The following is an 18,937-nucleotide window of genomic DNA, read 5'->3' on the forward strand; positions in this document are numbered from 1 at the left end:
CGGGCGGGGGGGGCGGGTTTTGGGTATAATCTCCCTGGGGGGGGTCCCCCCCGCTTCAAAACCTTCGTTCGGCGGCGGGGCCGGCCCCCCCCATGGCGGCGCCCGGACAATTTCGCGGAAAGCAGGCCGGAGCCGCGTAGCGGTTCCGGCCTGTCGCGGGTCACTCGGCGGCGACGTTGAATACCTCGGCTTCCTCGGCCGTGATCTGTTGAGCTGGTTCCGGCTCCAGTTCGGCAGCATCCGCCGATCTGGCGTCCGCACGTTCCTCGTCTTGCCGCTCAGCGAACACCGCAGGTTCTGCGGTCCGCAAGACTGCAGGCAGCTATCCGGTCCCGGCGAGCAACTGCTCGGCGGCTTCCGCCATTGGCTGCTTTTTCAGGTCCGACAGCCTTTCTGCCGCCTCTTCGCTGGCAGCATCGCGCACAGCGTCGAGGATATGTGCCTTGGTGACGCGCCCGAGATACGTCCGAACGGTCGGCGTCCAATGTGCCGTCATGTCGAGGTTGACCGCCGTCGCCAGCCTGTTCGCAGTCTCATGGGCGACAGGCTTGCGCTCCCAAGGCTGCTTTACGGCATTGACGGTGAGCGAGGCGCAATGGGCAAACAACGCCATGACGCTGGCATGGTCGAGTGAGGCGATGAAGCCCCACAGGTCAGCCACATTGCGAGGCATATCCGCAGCCCACCCCCGCATGTCGGTCTGCCAGTGCCTTGCCTGCCGCCGTATCCTCGATGCCGTCCGCGTGACCGGCGAGATACACGCTGGTTGGGCGGATTTCGAGGCAGTGGGCTTCCGTGCCTTGGTAGAAGGTCTGCGCGGCCAGCGCATGGGTGACCGCGACAAGGGCGATGTCCGGCTCCTCGCCAAGCGCGAGGCGAAGACCAAGCGTCCGGTGGGCGGTCAGGTCGCGAATGAGAAGATCAGACAGCGGCTTGCCGTCATCCTCCGTTTCTTCGTCGCCATCTGAATTCGAATCGCTGCCGGCTCCGATGATCTCGCCATCATCGTTGACGGCGTAGTCTTCGCCGTCTACCCGCGTTTCCACTTCCGGTCTCGGCTGCTCATCCTCGGCGCGAATGAAGCCACGTTCGATGCGCGCCGTTCCGTCATAGGCAAGCACGACGAACACGCCGCCACGGGAAACAACGTCAGGATCGAAGGCGTGGCGCAGCGCATCGATGCGCTCGATCTCGGCTTCGAGCCTGCCGAAACGCCGATCGACGTCGTTGGGCAATTCCTCGGCGCTCTCCCATTCTTCCGTCAGCCGGTTGAACTCGTCCGATGCCGTTGCGAAGGCAGCTTTGTCTTCCTCCGACAAATCCACCGGCTGCGGGTAAGTGCGGCGCAAGCCGTTGGCGTGCGGGAAGTCGATATGGGCATCTGCCCATTTCCAGCCTTCGGCCTGCCTGACTGTTTCGGCGATGCCTTGCAGCTTCTCGATCACCAAGCGGTCAAGCAACGCGGCATCTTCGTAGAAGCCGCCACGATCCTCGGTGAACAGGTCGCGCAGGATGGCGCCGCCAGCTTCCATGTAGGCTTCCGCGCCGATGAGGACGGCTCGCCGGTCGTTCGCTGCAACATGCGTCCGCGTTAGTTCGCGGCGGATGATGTAGGGATCGCGATTGTAGGTGAGGCTTTCGAAAACCTGCTCCTGCCAGGCGTGATCGTCGGTGATGGCGAAGGCCATCAACTGGTCGAGGGTCAGATCGCCGTCGCGGTAGACCTGCATCAGCCTGGGGCTGACCGCGCCGAGACGCAGGCGCTGCCGCACGACATGCGCGGTAATGCCGAAGCGGGCGGCAATCTCCTCAGCACCCCATCCGCGTTCCTCGTGAAGCTCGCGGAAGGCCTCGAACTGATCCGCAGGGTGCATATTCTCGCGGGTGATGTTTTCATCCAGGCTGATCTCATGCGCATCATTGACCGTGTCGATGACGCAGCGGATCGGCTCGGACTTCTTGATCTGCTTGCGCTTCACGCGCAGCAATTGCGCCAGCCTGCGACCTTCGCCGATGCTGACAAAATAGAAGCCGGTCTCCGCGCCCTCGCCGTCAAGCTCCGGCTCCACCACTAGGTTTTGCAGGATGCCCTTGGCGGCGATGCTCGCGGCATAGGCTTCGATAATCGCCTCGCTGTGCGGGGTTTTGCGCGCATTGCGGGGCGACTTTTTCAGCTTGTTCAGTGGAATGAAAACCTCTGTGCCGCTCTCGCCGGCAGTTGTGGTCTTCGCATATGTCACGTTGATCGTCATGGTTCTGATCCTTTCCCGTTATATGCCGAAGCCATGCCCCTCGGCATGCCTTCCGGGGGCGCGTGAGCGCGCGGCAGAGAGGGGGGCGAATGCCGGCGAGCGGAGCTGGGCTGCGCGTCGAGCGGGGCGGATCTGTCAGTTCAGACGATGATAGTCACGTGCGGCCTTGCGAGCGGGGCGGCCCCGCTCTGCGCAGGCGGCATTCGCGGAGGAGAGATGGCCAAGACCATCTCTCCCTCAAGGAGGCGATGGAAGCTGCATTGTGATTGGAATAGACGGCGATTGGATTTGACGCACCTGAGGTGGCGCTTTCGCCTACGCACAGTGCTTGCCGATAGCTGTCAGCGTGCAGGGTCGCCTCGGTGCGGAGATCGCCACGGGTCGACCAGACCCAACGTATGCAGATATCGACGTATGTTCGTGGGTGTCTGATCGGACGTAGGTCAGGCCCTAGAAGATGATGGTCTTCTTGGTCAGAGCCTTCACCGGATAAACCAGGATCAAAATGTTGAACGTCGTATCGAAGGCCTCGGCGATGCACTCGTGCGCCTGGCCATTCCGGTCAGTCATAGAAACGGTGGTTGGCCGGGTCATGCGTCTGCCCACCGGCAGCACACGTCCCAATGAATGATCGAGCGTGATCACCTGCTCGGAGGGTTGTCCGAATTGCTGCCGAAATAGCGGGGAGGTTTCGATTCTGCGCACGTCCGCTCGTGCGCCAGACCGTTCGCAAAAGGTTATGGGCTCGAGCACGTAGACCACGCAAGCCTGGTGATTGGATCGGACATATTCGCGGCACGACGCGTAAATTGATGCGCCAAACTCTTTGGCCAGCTTCATCGGCGTCTTGATGCCAAACGAATGATCCGCAGCCATCGTGCGGAAGCCGTCTCCTTGAAAGAGGACGAAGCTGGCAAAGTTATTGGCCTCACGCTCGAACAGATCGGAGATGTCCGGGGCGAGGGTTTTCTCGCAATCCTGGAAGAATCGGAAAAGTTTTCGATGCGTGGGAATCTCGTGGTGGCCGGTTTCATGCAGCTTCAGAAAATTCTGCTTTGATTCATGCACCGTATGGTCAATGTGGATCAGGGATTCGTCAGCATCCAGAATGCCGAACGTCTTGGAGATCGCCGATTTGATGGCGCGTGCCACGCGCTCCGTTTTGCCGACAAGATAGTCCATGATCCGGCGCGGATCGAAGGCACTCGCGGGGGCAACCTTAATCTTGGCCGCCTCAAGAATGGCCGGGATGGGAGTGGGTAAGACACCCCAGCCGGAAGCACGGTCGAGGGCGCGCCGTGCAGTCGCCTGCACGGCGCGCAATTGCTCGGGATCGAGGCTGCTATCGTCCGCTTTGGCCACCGGGTTTCTTCTTGCTGCTTCTTAGATAGCCGAGGAATTTAACGAGTTCCGCTTCTTCCTCGGCAGTCAAATTGTGGTCGGCAAAAGTTGCGACCCGGCCATGCCGTTGCTCTGTGCCGGCACGCACCCGCGTCGGGAAGACGAAGCCGGCGCGTTCCATCAGGTTTTCGTAGCTCACCGCGTAAACCTCGGCGAGGGCGTGCAGCACATTCGGGCTCGGCTTTTTGATCAGATCGTTCTCGATCTGGCTTAGGTAGGCATTGGACACAACTTTGTCGGTCGCTTTCTCAACATCGCGCTGCGAGAGGTCACGGTCCTCGCGAATTGAAGCGAGATATTGTCCCAGCGTGAGCCCGACATTCGCTCCCACGCTTTTCTTAGCCATGGCAGTTCTCCTTCAAAGGCATTGATTCATCTGAATATTTTAGTCGCCAGCGCAAAGAATGTCAAGCATGCTCAGAAAATGCTTGATATTCTTTGCATGCCACCATATCTTATCAATCAGGCACCGGCATCGGGCCGGAGCTGAAAAAATGGTGATCTCAATGGAAAATGTCGTAACCGGTGGCGAAAGCCATCAGACCCAGCCCCAAGCCTCGCGTGGCCCTGGCCCAGATGGGCACTTCTTCACCCGCGCGAATGGTGCAACGGTGACGTTCAAGGAGCCGACGCCGAAGGGCGATCACGTCCTTGACAAGGCGGGCCTGAAGCCGACGGGTGATTATGTGCTCATCCAGCTTCTGCGCCACAGCAGCCAGTCGGTGGGCCTCGATGAGACGGTCAATCTTCGCGTCGAGGGAACGGAGGAGTTTCGTGCGTTCAAGAGCGACCGCATCTTCCGCTTTACCCTTAACGGTCACGGCTATGAATGGGGCGTCAGCGCCATTCCCGAGCCGGAACTGCGCCTCATTGCCCATGTCCATGGCGACGAGGTGCTGGTGCTGGAACGCGACGGCAAAGACATCGATCTTGGCCCGAACGATGTGCTCGATCTCGGCAAGGTCGGCACCGAGCATCTCTACACCGAAAAGCGGCTCATCACCGTCTTCTTCGAAAACGACCCGCGCGAAATTCCTCGCGGCACCTATTCCACCGCGCAGCTCAAGCAGCTGTTCGGGGTGCAGGAGGGTTACGTTCTCGAATACATCAACGAAGAAGGCCACCTCACGCCGCTGAAGTCCGAAGGCAAGCTTCGGGTGAAAGAGGGCATGAAGTTCTTCGAGCAGGTGCCGTGCGGGGGTTCGTCGTGAGCGATGCCGGCAACAACTTCGCCAACGTCACGGCGATGCATCCGGAGGCCGTTCTCCTGAAGGAGGGCGGCCAGCCGGTGATCCTGTTGCCGGCCTTTCGCTTTATGGCCGGTGACCAACCTTACGTGATGGACCTTCTGCTCGTGCCGTTCTTCCACACCGGTTACATCACGCGGCTGTTCTTTGAGCGCAAAATCGAAAACCGGGCTTCCAACTGGAACGAACACCGTGTGGTCGAGCGCAACTGGTGGGCACCGTCCTGGAACCATGTGCCTGAGACAATGCCGTGGACCAAGATGCTCAGCGCGCATTTGAGGGCTGTGGCATGAACATTCGCTTCAAGATTACAAGCGCGCTGCTGGGCGCGATCCGGGCCGATCTACACCGGCCTCATCGCTTTGCGCATGAGCGCGTCGGCTTTATCGCGGCTGGCCTTGCGGCCGCGCGTGACGACCTTCTTATTCTTGCCCGCGAATATCGCCCGCTGCACGACGACGAGTATCTGGAAGATCCAAGCGTCGGTGCCATGATGAGCGCAGCCGCCATTCGCCGTGCGCGTCAATGGGCAATGGATGAACGCGCAGCGATATTTCATGTTCATACGCATGGCGGTCGCGGCGTGCCGGGATTTAGCGGCGTCGACACGCGGGAGAATGCGAAATTCGTGCCGAATTTCGTGTCCGTCGCTCCGCATGCCGTGCATGGCGCGATTGTACTGAGCGACACCGCCGCGTTTGGCCAGGTGTGGCTCGGCCGCGCCGCCGCTCAACCCTTCATTGCCCGTTTCGCTGAAATTGGCATGCCTCTTCGCCAGTGGAGCGCCGCATGAGCCGCCTTGACCGACAGAGTTTTCTTGGCGCCCAGAGCGACGCAATCCTCAATGCCGCCACTATCGGCATTGTCGGGCTTGGCGGCGGTGGCTCGCACATTGTGCAGCAGGCCGCGCATATGGGAATAGGCGGGTATGTCAACGCCGATCCGGACGTCATTGAGGACACCAACACGAACCGGCTGATCGGCGGCACGCCCGCCGATGTTGCGGTCAGTTTGCCCAAGGTTGCGATTGCCGAGCGCTTGATACGCGGGCTTCAGCCGATCGCCCGGATTATCTCGATCAAAGACGACTGGCATAATGCCGTCGAGGATCTCAAGCTTTGCGACGTCATTCTGGGAGCCGTCGACGGGTTCAAGGAGCGCGAGCAGCTTGAGCGCTTCGCGCGCCGGCACCTGATCCCCTATGTCGACATCGGGATGGATGTTCATGACCTTGGCAAGAATGGCTTTCTTGTCAGCGGACAGGTGATCTTGTCCATGCCGGGCGCACCCTGCATGCGGTGCTGCGGTTTCATCACCGACGAGCGGCTGGAACAGGAAGCCAAGCGGTACGGCGCGGCCGGCTCGCGTCCCCAGGTCGTATGGTCAAACGGCGTCCTCGCATCTACCGCCGTCGGCCTGGTGACGCAGATTTTGACGCCGTGGTATCCGAACCCGCCCAATTTCGTTTTCCTGGACTATGATGGCAACAAGGGGACGCTTTCGCGTAACCCGCGCATGGAACTGCTGAAAAACCATGTCTGCCCGCATCATCCGGCCGACGAGACCGGCGATCCGCTCTTTGACATTCGCAAGCAGAAGTTTGTCGCGAGGCCGGTTGCTGTCGCTGCACCACCTCCGCCACCTGCGCCTTGGTGGTCGCGTGTCTGGAACCGGGTGCGGCGGGGTGGGCGCTGATGCAAGCAGGAGAGGGCACATCACAGAGGTATAGCCGGCAGCGTTCGTCCATATGCAAACCCATGATTGTAATGGTTTATTCTGGAATATGGACGAATAAAAAATTCCGGGTTGAGAATTCGTCCGCGCGCTCTTACGGTGACGCGCCCGATCAATTCCCGTGCCTTGCGAGTAACATGACCCGAGATAACAATAAAAATGGCATCGAAGCCGATTTCCTGCAACTCGCAAGGGTTGCCCTGACCGGCAGGCATCAAGACGTGCATCTTATTTTGCGCCGAGCCGTCAAGCGCTATCATCCTGTGGTGCCGCAACTCGCTGATGCGCTAACCGCGCTTCTGCATGAATCGCCGTCATCGGCTTCGCCGTTGCGCAAACAGGCAGAAGTGCCACTCCCGGTCGATCTGGACTCCCGGATGCATCTTATACGCGTCGAAGCAGAGCCCGTGCTTGACCATGAGCCGGTATTCTCAGCTGAACTCGCCGCATCCCTTACACAGATCATTGAGGAACGCAGTAACGTGCAGGCGTTGAGCCGGGCAGGTCTTGATCCCACACGTGCCGCTCTCTTCCTTGGGCCGCCCGGCGTCGGCAAGACTATGGCGGCGCGGTGGCTCGCGCGCGAACTCAAGCGCCCGCTTCTCATTCTCGATCTGGCGGCGGTGATGAGCAGCCTGTTGGGTCGCACCGGCAGCAATCTTCGTTATGTTCTCGAATATGCCAAGAAAATTGACTGTGTTCTGCTGCTTGACGAACTGGACGCCATCGCCAAGCGCCGCGACGATCAGGGCGAGATCGGAGAGCTGAAGCGCCTTGTGACGGTGCTCATTCAGCAAATTGACGACTGGCCGTCATCGGGCATTCTGCTTGCAGCCACCAACCACTCGGATCTTCTTGATCCCGCCATCTGGCGCCGTTTCGAGCTGCACATCGAGTTTCCGCTTCCGGACCAGCATGCCATCGAGCGTTTTATCGAAGGTCAACTCCGACCTTATTTCCCTGCGACGTCGGAGTGGAGCCGCCTGTTGGCAGTTGCCTTCGCGGGACACTCGTTCAGCGATATTGAGCGCGAGCTGTCGGCGGCGCGTCGAACCGCGGCCCTGGGGCATGCGCCCCTTGAAGAGCGGCTTGCGGGTCTGATGACCAGTGCATCGATCCCCAAGACCCGCCGTATCCATCTCGCAGCGGCGATCGTCAATCAAGGGCTATTTTCCCAACGCAAGGCACGCGAACTGACCGGAATCTCGCGTGATGCGATCCGCACCCGCGCAGCAAAAAAGAAAACGAAACCTAAGGGCCGGAGCGCGAAAGAGACCACATGACGAAGCGCAATTTCTTGCTCGGCAAGGGCGAGCGCCTTGTCGAGGATGTCGCCGGGGTCCGAGGTGGCGCCCCCAAAAGCCATCCATACACCTTCACCCAGGCCCGCGACCGTATCGCTCCTATGCTGACGCGCGCGGTGAGGGGCATTGATCAATTACCCGACGAGGCTTGTCCGAACGACCGCGCGGTTGCAACGGTCACCCTCAATCCCGAATACATCGCCAAGTCGTATTTTCCTGAACGGCTTTTCGAAACTCTTGGCCTTGAGCCTATCGGCAGCCGTCCGCGCCGCATTAAGCCTGAGAAGCGCTCCAAGGGGCGTGAGCCCGAAGAAACGATCACGACGGAATTGTTCGTCATGGGTCCGCGCTCGGCTTTTCGCGCGTGGCGCGCGTCGCTGCCGGGCTGGCAGGAGGAATCTACAGGCGCCAAAGATCTGCCGGCAATCGAGGAAGTGGCAGCGCCGACCATACGCGACAAGATCAAGGGCCAGTTACCCAAGAAGGGAGATGTCGTTTTTGAAGTCGTCCTTCACAGTGACGGCGGCACCGGAACAAAGGGCGTTACAACGCAATTCAGGCACTATCTGAAGACAATCGGAATAGACCAGCCACTTGACCGTCGCTTTGCCGCAGGTGGTCTTTGCTTCGTCGCGCTCGAAGCGCCCGTTGAACTTGCTGATCGCATTGCGACCTTCACGCCGGTCCGCGCATTGCGGCAAATGCCAGGTCTCCGCATCCTTCGTCCGAGTCTCAGGTCTGTCGGCGATACTGCCGAAGTCGTCCAGTTGCCGGAGAAAGGACCTATCGACCCGAACATCCGTGTTGCAATCTTCGACGGCGGCATTCCAACGGGACATCCAATCACAAGGTGGGCAAAGGCAATTGATCCTCCCGGTATCGGCAACGCGCTCACTGGACTCCGAGAACACGGTGTCGGAGTTACCTCGGCATTCTTGTTTGGTCACATAAATCCAACCAAGGCGCTCGGGCGTCCCTATGCCTCGGTTGATCACTATAGGGTATTCGACACCAACACGCCGAACGAGAATGAGTATGCACTTTATGAGGTGCTTGATCGGATCGACCGCATTCTCGTCGAGAAAACCTATGACTTCATCAACTTAAGCATTGGACCGCGACCTGTTGTCGAGGATGATGACGTGCATGCGTGGACTGCTGTCATAGACGAGCGTCTCTCACGAGGTTCTACGCTTGCAACAATCGCGGTGGGGAATGGAGCTGATGACCCCGATCCGACAAGCTCGAAGCGTATCCTGGTCCCATCCGATTGTGTAAACGCGCTGGCCGTTGGCGCTTGCGACAACGATGGCGAACCCTGGCGGCGATGCGCCTATAGCTCCATAGGACCGGGGCGTAGCCCGGGTCTAGTAAAGCCAGATCTCGTCGCGTTCGGCGGGTGCGACACGCGCCCGTTTTTTGTTCTCAACAAAAGCAACGATATCCGCAAAGAGACAGGCACATCGTTTTCCGCACCGTCGGTGTTGCGTCTGGGCGCCGGGCTGCGCGCGCATTTCGGCGACACCTTGAGCATGCTGGCAATACGGGCTCTTCTAGTTCACACGACGGAGCCGAGTGACCAGCCCTGCGAAGAGGTTGGGCGTGGCCGTGTCGCACGGTCCGTCGAAGATATCGTTCTTTGCGACGACGATACGGTGCGTGTCGTTTATCAAGGTACTATCGCGCCCACCCGGTATATCCGTGCGCCCATTCCAATTCCGTCCGAAATCATCCCGGGCAAGGTGACGATCACCGCAACACTTTGTTACCCGACCGGTGTCGACCCTCATCACCCTAGCAACTACACCCGCGCAGGCCTTGAACCGACATTTCGACCGCACGATAAGAAGCGCAAAAAAACCAAACAGGTGCACGCCAACAGCAAAAGCTTCTTTGGCAAAAGCCAAAGTGGACTGTTCGAGGACGAGTTGCGCCGCGACGCCTGGAAGTGGGAAAATTGCCTGCATACGCGTGTTTCGTTTAAGGGCGACACGCTGCGCAATCCCGTTCTCGACATTCACTACAATGCCCGCCAAGGCGGGCGTAATTTCGCGCCGAAGGAAGAATTACCGTACGCGTTGGTGATCACCGTACATGCAAAGAATCTGGGTGATCTCTACGACAAAGTCGTGAGAAAATATGCGCAGCAACTCGAAGCCCTGCGTCCTGTGATCGAAATTCCAGTCACGACTTAAGCCAGCCGTACGGGCAGCGTATACTTCTCGGGACACGCCGACGACGACAGCTTCACCCGTGTGTGGAGATCTACACGCCGACGAAATCGCGCTACCTGAAACTCAGTCTCTTGTACCCATCAAGGCGCCACAGGCTCGCGATCGTACCGCGTTCGGATGCGTCAAGGATTTCAGACTTCGTAATCTGCTCAGCCGGTCTATGCGATGCAGAATGGCCTTGCGTGCGTCAAGTGTGAACGGACCCATGCCGGCTGATCCGCTACGCCTCTGCGGCCAACGCATGCTTGGATCGTTGCGGATTTCCGACAGCCAATTTCTGAACTCAAAATACGGCCGCAGCTGGTCGTACCCTGCCTCGATCAGCTTGCTCGCAGACTTGTCGTGTCGAACGACAGTGCACGTCCAACATCCGAACCGGCCAGAAGCGCATGGCGGGGCAGTGGGCGCCTTTATTACAGGACACTCTCCGGACGCGTCTCGATATAGATCTTGTAGGACCTTGGGTCGGATCGCCCTCGGTCCGGACAGCCAGAAAATGGAATCCCACACTTCGGGGACCTGGAGATCAAGAATTGGCAGGAACAGGTCGTAATCGCGATTGCCTTCACGCTGCTTCTGCCAATGCCCCTCCGGAGTTTTCGCAAGACTCCGATCTCGTTGCTGGCTTTCAGCCCGACGGAGTCCCAGTACCACCACGGTGTTTTTTGGATCCTGCTCCTCGATAAAACGAGAAACTGGACGAATTCGCAGACCGGGCGTGCACCACCGCAAACTGTTAGTGGGCGGAGGATATCCGCGTCCAATGCTGCGCACGAAAAACCGGTCCTGCACTGGGGCGCGTAAGATCTTCGTTGCGAATCTTTCTCCTTCGCTCTCGAATTCCGCGCCAATGGCCGCCAACATCGACTTCACATATGCGTCGAGGATAGGATTCTCGACCCCAGTATCGCAATAGACCACCGTGAGGTTGAGGCTAGTGAGCCCAGATCTTCGATAGGCTGCCAAGATAATTTTCAGGGCGGATGTTGAGTCCTTGCCACCGGAGAAGGCAAGCAACCAATGTGCGTGTGGACGCGCCTGAAGTGCAGCGACCGACGTTTCGACTGCTGTCAGCACCCGGTCATTTGTCAAGCTGATTGAGGCGCCTTTCGATCGCCGCCTGATGGTCGAATCTGATGTGCTCAAGCTGCTCGTTTCCGATCGTGATCTGGCGATCGGTCGTTGCCCTGTTTCCAAAATATGAGACGATCAGAATGGCGACGAAAGAAATCAGCGCAATCGGCGCATGGGGCGTGCCAAAATATAGCAATCCGATAGATACGAGGCTGTATCCGGCGGCGATTACCATCGAATCGGCGAATCCTGTCCACAAGAGGCCGTTGAAATAGGCGATCGAGGCCTTCGTCGATAGGCTCTTGTCGTCATCCACCAGCTTGAAGAACAATGACCGCAGATTGACCCATGTGTATTTGTCGGGCTTGTCCTCGTAGCCGGCAATTCTCACCATGCCGGCTCGCAGGTTTTCGGCAATCCGCTCATGCTGACCCTTGTTGACCCACGTTCTAAGTGGGGTGACGTAGTAGAGTGCAGCCGGTACAACGACACCGACTAGATAAGGCGCTTTCGAAAAATCCGGCATTTGCAGAAATCTCCCCATAAGAATGCTCCACGCTGCAGCGCCGTAGACGATGATGAGCACTGCAGGTACGAGCAAGCGCCAGATCTGCATGGTGTTGAGAGTCATGGGTTCCTACATCCAATGAAACGTAGCCGCACAGGTCACTCTGCGGTAATTCGCAAAGCGTTCAATGTCTCGGGTGTAATAGTGCCTGTGACTTTCAGGTTGTAGTCGGACTGCATCTTTTGGAGGCCAGTCCTCATTTCCGGGCTCATCTTGCCGTCCAGTTCCCCATTGTAGTACCCAAACGAGAGCATGGCGAATTGGACCTGGAGAACGATTTCCTTGAATTTGTTGGCGTTACCGGGAAGCACCACTAAAGGCGCCGGAGCCGACGGCGCAGTTGTGGGCAGCTGGTAGGTCGGTGTTTGATATACCGGTGCCGGCGCCTGATAGACTGGCGCTGGAGGAGGCGGGTAGTAGGTGCCGCCCGCTGACGAGCGGTGGCTACTGTGGGAGCTGTGACTGCTGTGGCTGCTATGTGAGCGATGGCCTGCCAGCGTGAACTTGTGGTCGAGCTTGAAAATATCGAATAGCGATTTTGTCTTGCCGCCATCGCTGGGAAGCGCAAGAGGCATTGCGACGCTCTCGATCGGCATGAACCCGGCAGCGAGCAACGATGGGATCGCGAAGAGCCGCTTTTTCATGCGACGCCAAACCTTCCGTATCCGTGTGCCTTCGGATGCCATTCGAAAAAGCCGCCGCACTCGTTCCGGAGACCGCAGTCGGCGCAATCTGAAACGTAGGCTCTTTTCCAGTCCGAGATCGTCGAAGGTGCAAACATCCGATACTCGGGCGGAACTGTGCATAGCGGAAAATTGTAGAGCTTAGTCTCGATCCCGCGGCTAATGGCAAAATCCAGTGTCTTGCCGACTACGTCGAAGCCCACGGAACTGTCATAAAATAAGGAGTTCCACTTCTGTCGACCGTAGCCGATGTTTTCGAGCTGCATGATTGCCCATTTGTTGACGAACGGCAGTGCGGTCGTCACAAATTTCGCTAGGTCAAACAACTTGGGAGCATTGGGTTTCATAAGCACTGTGCGCAGCTCAATTTTTGCGCCAGCCTCGCAAAGGAGCGACAGGCTTTTTCTAACTTGGTCGAACGCACCTGGTTTCGCCACGATGCGATCATGGATGTCGCGATCGCTCGCGTAAACAGGGATGCCCCAAAGGATACGGGTCAGATCCAGACGACAAAGCTTAGCGAGGTCATTGTGGTCAAAATGCTGAGCGTTGGTCAGCACGTGAAAATCGATATCGCGGCGGGCCAACATTGTTCTTTCCAGGAACTCGAACAGCTCCGATTTGAAGAGAGTGGGCTCCCCTCCCGATATGCCGATGGTCGAGTTTTCTGGTGATAGGAGCACGGCCGTTTCGAAGAATGGAAACATGTCTACGTGCCGCTCTTTCGGAGGCTGCGAGCACATCACGCAGAGCTGATCGCACCGTTCCGTGATCAAAAGGGTGTTGTGTCGGGAATTCGCTCGGATCAGGCGGTGCGCCGTTCCTCGCCAAGGCACGACAAAAATCACGTCACCGTTCACCTCGCTCGGATCGACGCCAAATACACGAAGCTTGCCCATCGCTCCGGTGAAGTCCGCGTTCTCCGCGCTGGCGCTCTCCAACGCTGCGTCCAGCGAACCGACGTCGCTGCGGTCCTCCGACAATCCTTCGAACGATCTGAGGCGAACAACGTAGGGATCTACGACATCGGTTTCGATTTTGAGACGAAGCGGGATCATACATGCACTGGGATCATGTGATCCCCCCACGATGGCACGCGGGCCCACCTCGCCAGCGATTGCATCGCCGCATCATCGCGGCGAGTGATTATCTCGACGACCTTGTCGAAAAGAGAAATGTGTCTCTTGCAGAACCAGGTCTCGCTGCGAGCCACATCAACTCGTCCGTCCCGCGACAGGTCATCGACGACGTCTGTTCCGCAGAAAGGTTGATAGACGCAGTGTATGCAGTCGGCGTCGAAATTGTTGATCGACGCGTGGTTCAGGAGCCGCACTTTCGTCTGATCCACACCCTCGGCAACCGTGCCAATCGACAGATCAACGCGTCCTATGCGCGAAAGCATCCGAGCTTCGTCTGTCGGGTACAACTGCCCGTCGTGATCGACGACGACGTAGTCCGAGGCGAAAAAATTTGGATTGCGCAGGTCGACGTGGTCATCGGCTCCCGATCTAAGAAACCGGCGCAAACACTGGCTGAAATAATACTCCTCGACAAATCGGCCGGTACGGTGATTGCGGTCGATAATGTAGTCGATGAAATCGGAGTGGAGTGCATTCCATTTGGCTATTGAATTTGGATCGCTCTTTCGACGTCGTGCGAAACCTTGGTGATTTATCGGGCGGAGATAGATCGATCGTATTCCGTGAAGTTCGAAATTGTCGACGAGGTCACTGAAATCTGGCGGTCGGTCAACGTCTATCGTCGGCAACGCTGAAACCTTGCCGGGGCCAAGGCGTCGCACGGCCTCTGCCAGGTTGCCAAAGAATGTGTCAGTAACCAGAGGATCATGCGTGCGCTGACGCGTGTGGGTCTCGTGGTTTCCGTCCAACGACGTGCTGACGAACGTGTCCGGCTGGTCAAGAAAAGTCCACTCGCGGTCGCCCAAGCGCTGCAAATTTGTGCAAACAACAAACTGGCTGTTCGGAAACTTTGAGCGGGTGAAGGCGCGAACCTGCTCAAGCAGATCGATCCGAAGCAAAGGTTCTCCACCCTGAAACTCGATTTTTATCTCCGGACCCTTCATCCCGTAGATGAAGCCGAGCACCGCCTTTAGTGTTTCATCATTCCAGTCAAAGCCTCGTGCGGACTCCGGGGCGCGCGAAACCTGGCAATAGCGGCAGGTCAAATTGCAGCGAAGTGTGGGGACCAAGATAAGATAGGAGAGATCTTGCTGCTTCGACTGCCTCCGTGCCCATCGATAGGCAAATGACATCCAGTCGGGATCGCCTTCGCGTTCGAACGTGTGACCGTTTTCGCGGAAAAAATGGCGATCGACAACTGACAGAGCGTCACCTGCGTACCTCTCTAGAAAGTCACGACTTCCCGCGAAGAATCCACCGGCATCATCGGTGAACAGAAATTCGCCGGTTGAACGCTCTCGAAACTTAAGCGGCCAAACGTTCATTTCGCAGTGACCGCAGTGATCAGCGCTTGTCGAAGTGGAAGGGTCTCGACATAAATCTTTTCTCGATAAACCGAATGCAGGATGCTCTTGCGCACATCGTCCAACTGGTCCGGCGGAAGAGAAGCTACCTCTAAGCCCTCGGCTGACACTGAAAAGCGAAGCGACGGATACTGGATCTGAATGCGAAGCAATGCGCCTTCCACAAAACTTCGAAAGTTCCGTGGAACTGCGATTGTAACCCGCTCTAGATTGCGCTCTCCCACCCCGACCGAGGTCCTCCCGACCGTCGGGACTATACTTTGAATTTTCGGTTGACATCAATGCAATTCGACTGGGTCGGATTTGCCCGTCGATCGCATTTGACGAAATTAGTCCATATGCTGCGAAGACCCAATGTCATTCGAACTTGGCTGGCCGAGGTTGGCTGCTGAGCGCTCGGCGTCTTGATAATCGGTGGCCGAAGGCTAACGGAGTCGTTTTGGCAACCGTTTGACGGGCGAACAAGCATCGAGGCCGCGAGGCTTGCGCTTGCCTACGGTTTCCGCAATCCTGACAAGATGAGACGTTCGCCTCTTGGATTTGTGCTGGCCTTGGCAAAAATGCGGTTGGCTCGAAAGTCTTCCGCCGGGACGGAGGAATGGATACCGCTGTCGACGGCCGCTACTGTCCCTGAGGTGTACTACCCGCCAAAGGAGTTGGCACGGCGGCGTGAGAACACGAGGCGAGCGATCGAGCACGCCGCCGCCTACATCGCCGCTGAGTTGGAAAAGGCAAAAGAGCGCAGAGATCGGCGCCGCGGCCGACCATGACCCGCATGTCCTTTGCTGAAGAGCTTGAAAGCGCCGCGGATCGGATAGCGGACTTGTCGCGCCCGGATCTGCAGATAATTCTTCGTCGCGCGGCGTTGATGCTCAGGAATGTTGCCGGCGTGCCCCTGGAGCCTGCGACTGAAGATGCACTCAACGCAATAGCGGCTGAGATGAAAGTGGGCCGATCCGACCTCATACAGATTGTATTGCGCGAGTGGCTGGAGACGAACGCCTATCTCCCGGTGCGTACCATGGAAGAGGAGAGCGAAACCGACGGGAGCGCATAGTAGCGATTACGCCGTCCTCATTCGTCTTTCCAAACGACGCGCCGCTCCTCGTTGGTCTCCGCGCCGGCGACCGTCGGCGCTCTAAGAAAAACGGCGTATGAACCGCAGTCCTACGCGCGTCCGCAACAGTGGACGGTCGTCGTGCGTAGGACGGAGGAAATTCGCCCCCGCCGTGGGCGGTGAACGGGACAGCCGTAGGAGCGTCAGCATAGCGCCGGCCGCAGGACGGGACGCGGGACCGACTGTCCCCGTCCGCGGCGGTCCGCATGTTTCTGTGTCAGAATGGAAGTCGACCGGCCGCGATCGCGCGCAGTTCCGGCTATCGACAGTCCGGCGGCGAAGCTGCGATTGATTGGCCAGGGCCGGCGCCGGGTTGGCCTCAAAGAAATCGATCGGGTTTTGCCCCTTTCGGCCCCTCTCAATTGCGTGGCAGCTTGTGAATTTCCAGCCTGACAGGCCCACCCCTGTCACAACTCGTGCAGAAAAGCGCTCGCTCGACCGAACTGAACAGAGCGCCTTTTCCATAGCGGTTGATGAGACCGGCAGGCTTTACCGTTGCATGGTGAGAGCAGGATCTGCACCAGGCCCGCAATACATGCCATTCGCGAAGATCGCCAAGCGCGACATCAAGGCCGGCGTGAACGCTGCCTTCTATGATGGCCTGTGGCGGGATCTTCACCTCGCCCGGTGTCAGGATTTTCTCCATCACATGCCGACTGTTGTAGTGGATCAGCAACATGCCCGGCCGGCGCCGGATGGCAGCATGCCATGCGGCCTGACTCACCGTTGAATCGGGGGAACGCGAAATGGTTTCAGCCAAAGCCTGCTCCTCGCGATCCCAAACCTCGATCCGAAAATTGTCTTCCGCTGTTTTTGCCATAGCTTCGCCGGCCAGCGCGATTGACGCCAAGCCATGGTCCTTTGCTGCCCAAGATCCTGCTGAAATAAGGAACATATTCCTGTCTCGTCAAGGGCGCTCTTGACTCATTGTTCTCTTTTTGTTCACATTGGCAGGATGAAGCCATAGGAGGCGAACCATGGAACTTCGCTTGAACATTGAGGGCGCAACACCCCAAGAACTCGCACTTGGCATCGCGGCAGCCGAAGCAGTGTTTGCGCGCGCCGGCATTACCGCGTTGCAAGGCGCGGAAGGACTGTTCGCGTTGGAAGGCTGGGACATCAAGGGCTTTCCCGATGACGACAAGCCTACCGAGGACGAGGACCTAGCTGCGGCAGTCTGGATGGAGGCCGACAAGGCTGCGGCGGCGGCATGTTGTGCGGACTGGCCGGAGGAAAAAGTTCCACGCGATCAGGTCATGGAACTGATCAACGTTGCCCGGACGCGGTTGCAAGCTGAGGCGGCTCCAGATACATGGCCGGAGCGGAAGCAGCTCTATCCTGAGGTCATCAAGCGGCTGGAGATCACGGCCGGCCCGGACCGCCAGATCGATTTCGATATTGCCTTTGTTCTCGGCTGGGTTCCCGAGCGGCCGACGCTGGATCGGGTTGAGCCGCTTTCGGAAGATGGAGACCGTATCCCCTTCTTCACCAGCGACCTTGCCCAGGTCGAAGAGATGGCTCGCAAGGCGCTCAAGGACTGGACAATCGAGATTGACCGAGATCCCTGTGATGCCCACGTTTTCGACCCTGCGGCCAGCGATGATGGTGATGAATTGCGCATGGCGGCATGGCGTGATTTCGACGGCTCGTTGCATATGGAGAAGCCGCCAGCAAATCCTGCAATCGCGCTGACGCTTGCAATGATGCGCGGCCAATCCATGCATTTCGAATAGTGGTCAAACGCAGCCGGAGCTCACCAACGCCATCGGTCATCGACCGCGACTGGCCACACCAAGTTGCGCTGCCGGATGACCTCTGCACGGACCGGAATTTCACCATGATCGCGAAGTTCTGCCAGGAACGAGGGCTTAAGCATCAGACGCGGCATGTGCAGGCGATATGGCCGAACGGCAAATGTGAAACCTATCGACTCCATTGCTTCAGCGACGCCGCATCTGCAGAGGTGTTCCTTGATCACTTCGAGGGGCTGATGTTCGATCCGAGGCGGGATCGGGAAAATGGAAAGGTGCGAGGCGTCTGGCGCCGCACGGGCGAATACGCGCCGGTTCTCGATCTCGGTCCGCTCAGCGTACCAGAGATCCTGCGCAGCTAAGTCACGAGCTTTCGGGGCGAACTGTCTCCACCGAGAGCGATTCAGCGGGAAGCGGACGCAGCAACTCAGCCTCAGGCGTTGTCAGATTGATCCAGGCCTCCCAATTCTCCGGCTGAAGGACCACAACCTGCCGATTGTGATACGGCGCGACATCCGGTCCGGGATCGGTCGTCAGCATGGTGAAGGTGGGCGGCTTGTTGCCGACTGGCTCACGCCAAAGCCCCGCGACAGCCATGAACGGCGAGCCGTTGAGCGTGAAACGATGTTTCGCCTTCGGATATTTCGTGCCTGTGAATTCGAAGAACGCGGACGCAGGAACGAGGCAGCGGTTACTGTTTCCGAATTGCCGACCCTCGGATCGGAAGTTGAACACAGGCCCGCCTTTTGGTCCGGTCGGCGGAAATCCGAACGTCATCAATGCCAGTTCGATCGTGTCATCAGCGGCACGCATTATTGGCGCCGGGTCATTGATGTGGACGTCACCCGCCTGGGGCAAATCAAGTTCGGTTTGGTGGCTGGGGATTTTGAGCGCGAGCGACGCCATCATCCGACAATATTCATCCCAGAGTACATGCTGTTCATAATCGTTGCACATGGCAGGCTCCGGACCTCGGCGACCTGCTTACAGTAAGGCTATCAGCGGCACGATGAAAAGCGGCGCGGCGCTCAACTGAACGGATCCCGTTCAACGAAGATGTCAGCCTCTT

The 18,937-nt window shown here is 58.3% G+C and carries 18 protein-coding genes and 1 pseudogene; 9 read left to right on the plus strand and 10 right to left on the minus strand.

All coding sequences use genetic code 11. From position 1 onward, the window contains the following. Positions 1–160 precede the first annotated feature (160 nt). The 3 genes and pseudogenes from NKI79_RS28350 to NKI79_RS28360 all read right to left on the minus strand — a co-directional run bounded on the left by NKI79_RS28350 (position 161) and on the right by NKI79_RS28360 (position 3,999). Positions 161–2,252 (minus strand): annotated as a pseudogene (locus NKI79_RS28350) (ParB/RepB/Spo0J family partition protein). Between the two features lie 450 nt (positions 2,253–2,702). Next, complete coding sequence (locus NKI79_RS28355) at positions 2,703–3,614, minus strand: ImmA/IrrE family metallo-endopeptidase (protein ID WP_352806245.1); 912 nt, start codon at positions 3,612–3,614, stop codon at positions 2,703–2,705. Next, a complete protein-coding gene (locus NKI79_RS28360) occupies positions 3,595–3,999 on the minus strand; it encodes a helix-turn-helix domain-containing protein (protein ID WP_352806247.1) in 405 nt (134 codons plus the stop codon). Before NKI79_RS28360 ends, NKI79_RS28355 begins: the two co-directional genes overlap by 20 nt. 160 nt (positions 4,000–4,159) lie before the next feature. On the opposite strand from NKI79_RS28360, the gene NKI79_RS28365 reads away from it, so the two are divergent. The 6 genes from NKI79_RS28365 (at position 4,160) to NKI79_RS28390 (ending at position 10,133) form a co-directional block, all read left to right on the plus strand. After that, positions 4,160–4,864: a multiubiquitin domain-containing protein gene (locus tag NKI79_RS28365; RefSeq protein ID WP_352806250.1), complete on the plus strand. Its 705-nt coding sequence runs from the start codon at positions 4,160–4,162 to the stop codon at positions 4,862–4,864. After that, positions 4,861–5,193, plus strand: a complete 333-nt coding sequence (locus NKI79_RS28370) for a hypothetical protein (protein ID WP_352806253.1) — start codon at positions 4,861–4,863, stop codon at positions 5,191–5,193. Before NKI79_RS28365 ends, NKI79_RS28370 begins: the two co-directional genes overlap by 4 nt. Further along, the gene (locus NKI79_RS28375; protein ID WP_352806256.1) at positions 5,190–5,693 is read left to right on the plus strand and encodes a hypothetical protein; all 504 of its coding nucleotides are present in this window, start codon (positions 5,190–5,192) and stop codon (positions 5,691–5,693) included. The genes NKI79_RS28370 and NKI79_RS28375 overlap by 4 nt, the downstream gene beginning before the upstream one ends. Then, positions 5,690–6,595, plus strand: a complete 906-nt coding sequence (locus tag NKI79_RS28380; protein WP_352806259.1) for a HesA/MoeB/ThiF family protein — start codon at positions 5,690–5,692, stop codon at positions 6,593–6,595. Before NKI79_RS28375 ends, NKI79_RS28380 begins: the two co-directional genes overlap by 4 nt. A 176-nt stretch (positions 6,596–6,771) precedes the next feature. Then, entirely contained in the window at positions 6,772–7,917 is a 1,146-nt protein-coding gene (locus tag NKI79_RS28385; RefSeq protein ID WP_352806262.1) for an AAA family ATPase, read from the plus strand. After that, entirely contained in the window at positions 7,914–10,133 is a 2,220-nt protein-coding gene (locus NKI79_RS28390; RefSeq protein WP_352806264.1) for a S8 family peptidase, read from the plus strand. The genes NKI79_RS28385 and NKI79_RS28390 overlap by 4 nt, the downstream gene beginning before the upstream one ends. 102 nt (positions 10,134–10,235) lie before the next feature. On the opposite strand, the gene NKI79_RS28395 is transcribed toward NKI79_RS28390, so the two are convergent. From NKI79_RS28395 to hxsB, 5 genes are read right to left on the minus strand one after another with little or no spacing between them, the layout of a single operon-like run. Further along, positions 10,236–11,249: a phosphoadenosine phosphosulfate reductase domain-containing protein gene (locus NKI79_RS28395; RefSeq protein WP_352806391.1), complete on the minus strand. Its 1,014-nt coding sequence runs from the start codon at positions 11,247–11,249 to the stop codon at positions 10,236–10,238. Between the two features lie 4 nt (positions 11,250–11,253). Then, positions 11,254–11,877, minus strand: coding sequence for a hypothetical protein (locus tag NKI79_RS28400; protein ID WP_352806267.1), 624 nt, complete (start codon positions 11,875–11,877; stop codon positions 11,254–11,256). A gap of 35 nt (positions 11,878–11,912) precedes the next feature. Then, complete coding sequence (hxsA, locus tag NKI79_RS28405) at positions 11,913–12,458, minus strand: His-Xaa-Ser repeat protein HxsA (protein WP_352806270.1); 546 nt, start codon at positions 12,456–12,458, stop codon at positions 11,913–11,915. After that, entirely contained in the window at positions 12,455–13,555 is a 1,101-nt protein-coding gene (hxsC, locus tag NKI79_RS28410) for a His-Xaa-Ser system radical SAM maturase HxsC (RefSeq protein ID WP_352806273.1), read from the minus strand. Before hxsC ends, hxsA begins: the two co-directional genes overlap by 4 nt. Continuing rightward, positions 13,552–14,961, minus strand: a complete 1,410-nt coding sequence (gene hxsB, locus NKI79_RS28415) for a His-Xaa-Ser system radical SAM maturase HxsB (protein WP_352806276.1) — start codon at positions 14,959–14,961, stop codon at positions 13,552–13,554. Before hxsB ends, hxsC begins: the two co-directional genes overlap by 4 nt. Before the next feature lie 805 nt (positions 14,962–15,766). Between hxsB and NKI79_RS28420 the strand changes: the two genes are divergently transcribed. Continuing rightward, the gene (locus tag NKI79_RS28420; RefSeq protein ID WP_352806278.1) at positions 15,767–16,057 is read left to right on the plus strand and encodes a hypothetical protein; all 291 of its coding nucleotides are present in this window, start codon (positions 15,767–15,769) and stop codon (positions 16,055–16,057) included. A 418-nt stretch (positions 16,058–16,475) separates the two neighbouring features. Here the strand turns inward: NKI79_RS28420 and NKI79_RS28425 are convergent, their stop codons facing one another. Continuing rightward, positions 16,476–16,967, minus strand: a complete 492-nt coding sequence (locus NKI79_RS28425) for a hypothetical protein (RefSeq protein WP_352806281.1) — start codon at positions 16,965–16,967, stop codon at positions 16,476–16,478. 127 nt (positions 16,968–17,094) lie between these two features. Between NKI79_RS28425 and NKI79_RS28430 the strand changes: the two genes are divergently transcribed. Next, positions 17,095–17,850: a hypothetical protein gene (locus NKI79_RS28430; RefSeq protein ID WP_352806283.1), complete on the plus strand. Its 756-nt coding sequence runs from the start codon at positions 17,095–17,097 to the stop codon at positions 17,848–17,850. Between the two features lie 104 nt (positions 17,851–17,954). After that, positions 17,955–18,230 carry a hypothetical protein gene (locus NKI79_RS28435; RefSeq protein WP_352806286.1) on the plus strand — a complete coding sequence of 92 codons (276 nt, stop codon included), beginning with the start codon at positions 17,955–17,957 and terminating at the stop codon, positions 18,228–18,230. Between the two features lies 1 nt (position 18,231). Here the strand turns inward: NKI79_RS28435 and NKI79_RS28440 are convergent, their stop codons facing one another. After that, positions 18,232–18,825 carry an SOS response-associated peptidase gene (locus tag NKI79_RS28440; RefSeq protein WP_352806288.1) on the minus strand — a complete coding sequence of 198 codons (594 nt, stop codon included), beginning with the start codon at positions 18,823–18,825 and terminating at the stop codon, positions 18,232–18,234. Positions 18,826–18,937: the final 112 nt, after the last annotated feature.

The sequence above is a fragment of the Mesorhizobium sp. M0340 genome (assembly GCF_040321535.1).
GTDB lineage: Bacteria > Pseudomonadota > Alphaproteobacteria > Rhizobiales > Rhizobiaceae > Mesorhizobium.